The organism is Gordonia sp. (in: high G+C Gram-positive bacteria), from assembly GCF_012515855.1.
Classification (GTDB): domain Bacteria; phylum Actinomycetota; class Actinomycetes; order Mycobacteriales; family Mycobacteriaceae; genus Gordonia.
This window is the reverse complement of sequence record NZ_JAAYXO010000270.1, coordinates 1-1,927: the sequence shown is the minus strand read 5'-3', so window position 1 is coordinate 1,927 and position 1,927 is coordinate 1. Positions and strand designations below refer to the sequence as shown.

2 protein-coding genes and 1 pseudogene are annotated in these 1,927 nt (G+C 65.3%); all 3 read right to left on the bottom strand.

Going from position 1 to position 1,927, the window contains the following annotated elements:
• A pseudogene (locus GX543_RS18340) lies at window positions 1-226 on the bottom strand (hydroxymethylglutaryl-CoA synthase); the annotation flags it as partial.
• Window positions 223-1,293, bottom strand: coding sequence for a hydroxymethylglutaryl-CoA reductase (locus GX543_RS18335; protein WP_290854012.1), 1,071 nt, complete (start codon window positions 1,291-1,293; stop codon window positions 223-225). The pseudogene GX543_RS18340 and the gene GX543_RS18335, both read right to left, overlap by 4 nt.
• A partial coding sequence (locus tag GX543_RS18330) for an alpha-hydroxy-acid oxidizing protein (RefSeq protein ID WP_290854010.1) occupies window positions 1,290-1,927 on the bottom strand: 638 nt, incomplete at its 5' end. The genes GX543_RS18335 and GX543_RS18330, both read right to left, overlap by 4 nt.

The following is a 1,927-nucleotide window of genomic DNA, read 5'->3' as shown; positions in this document are numbered from 1 at the left end:
GGATGCCCTCGGTGCCGTTGCGTTCGATGAGCGGGGCTGCGGCTGCGGCGCCCATGGTGATGATGTCCTCATCCGGGGCGGGGAAGCTCATTTGATCCTGGCCGAGCCCGAGGCGGTACTTCGCCGGGTCTGTGCCGTTGCTGGCAGCGAGGTCGTCGAGCGCGACCACGTAGTGGGTGGTTGCCAGCTCGAGGTCGTGAATGCCGATCGGGGTCGGGGTGGTCATGAAGACTGCTGTTCCTTTCGCTCCATGAGCAGGTGCGTGGCCATGAGTTCGCCGGGGTTGGTCTGCGCGGCAAGCAGTGACAGCTCACCGCACAGCACGGTCGCTGCCATGAGAGAGGCAAGGCGGCGTGCGTTCTCGCCCGGTTCGCGATCGTCTCGGCACCCGAGCTGTTCGAGCGCGTCGTTGATCTGGGTCAGGTGTTTGCCGTTGCCTACCGTACCGACGATGAGGTGCGGCAAACTGCATGAGAAGTAGAGCCCTTCGTCGCGGGCCTCGGCGTAGGTGATGCCCTGCGAACCCTCCACAATGTTTGCTGCGTCTTGCCCGGTTGCCAGGTAGAAGGCGAGCAACATGTTGGCATAGTGTGCGTTTGCCGAGCGAATCGCACCGGCAATGGTGCTGCCGACGAGGTTCTTTCGCACGACGAGGTCAGCCATCTGGGTGGCGGTAGTGCGGAGTCGACGCTCAACGACCTCGTGCGGCAGCAAAATATCGGCAACCACGTTGCGGCCGCGGCCGAGGATGCCATTGACCGCGGTGGCTTTCTTGTCTGAGCAGAAGTTGCCCGAAATGGAGCCGTATTCGAGGCCGATCTGCCAAGACAAAATGCGTTCCATGAGGGCATCAGATGCGTTCGTCACCATGTTGTGGCCTGACGCGTCACCGGTGGTGAACGCAAACCGCACAAACAGCAGGTTTCCGACCACCTCGGGGTGAGCTTCGATGAGGCGCGCGTGACGACTGCCCTGCGACACCACCGCTTGCAGTTCGGCAAAGCGATCCTGGATCACCTGCGCGCCGCGAAACGCTTCGTGGGCGCCTGCCGTGGTGAAGAGCACCGATCGGGTCATGCGCTCACCGATCACCGTGGTGCGAATGCCGCCCTCGATCTCGCGTGAGATGCTTGCGCCGCGACCAACGGAGGGCCACAGCGGGGTCTCGTAGGTGGCCAGTGGAACGGAGATCTCAGCGTGGGGGAGTCCTGGCGCGACGGCTTCCCCGCTCACACGCAGCGGGCCCACCCAGCGGGTGGGGACTTCGGTGGCGAACGTTGCAGCGTTCTTCATCGGTGTGGCTCCTCAGGTGCAACTGACGGGGGTGACGCCGGTGGGTCAGGGTGCGCGAAGGGTCGCGCGTCTGAGCGACGGGCGAGCGCGGCGAGGTCGATGCCGCGAAGTCGTGAGAATTCGGCGAGATTACCGCGCACCAGCACATCGGTGTGTTGCAGTTCGGTCGGGCGTGAGGCGCCCAGTAACGCCATGATCTGAGCGATCTGCTGCTGCCAGCGCTGCACGAGCGGCACGAGGGTGTCGGCACCGCCGCGCTGCACAGCAGCGAGGAACGTGCCGGCCACGCCGACCGCTGCGGAGCCGAGCGCGAGCGCTTTCACCACGTCGAACGGGTCACGCACTCCGCCTGAGGCGAGCAGCTGCGGTGCGTCTGCGGGGGCGTCAAGCAGGCAGGCAGCGGCTGACTGCCCGTAGCCGCGCATCATCGCGAAGCTGCCGATGGTGTTGTCTCGCCGGGCGTCTTCGATGCGGAGGAAGTCGGTGCCGCCTTTGCCGCTGACATCGGCGACCCGCACGCCGAGGTTGGTGAGGTGCGTGAGCGTGCGGCGACTGAGCCCAAACCCGACTTCTTTCACGATGACGGGTACGGGAGAGCCTGCCACGAGTGTTTCGACCGAGCGCTGCCAGTCCG